A 326-nucleotide genomic window follows, 5' to 3' on the forward strand; every position below is an offset into this window, starting at 1 on the left:
GGATGCTGCTCGGCACTTTATTTTTTGCAGCTTCGCTCACGTCTTCACTGGTGCCACGCCCTTTTCTGATACAGGGCGTGTTGTCCGGTGCGTGTTTCGCCATCGGCTATGGCATCGGTGTTTTTCTGTTCTGGCTGTGGAATTATCTGCAACTGCCAAAGCTTAAAGGCCGCATTTCCCATGCGGCTAAAATTGCTGCAATGGCTGTCACAGTCATCACCGCTATGGTGTTCTTATGGCATGCCGCAGACGGGCAGAACTCCATCCGCTCCCTGATGGAACTGGAAAAGGTTGAAAGCGCACACCCGTTTAAAACCGGCCTGATC

General features: G+C 52.5%; 1 protein-coding gene. It reads left to right on the forward strand.

Annotated features, from left to right (window positions below; genetic code table 11):
* Positions 1-326: alpha/beta-hydrolase N-terminal domain-containing protein (locus tag HBA93_RS19915; RefSeq protein ID WP_286202085.1), on the forward strand; the 326-nt coding region annotated here is incomplete at both ends.

The organism is Ochrobactrum sp. SFR4, from assembly GCF_019730395.1.
Lineage (GTDB): Bacteria > Pseudomonadota > Alphaproteobacteria > Rhizobiales > Rhizobiaceae > Pseudochrobactrum.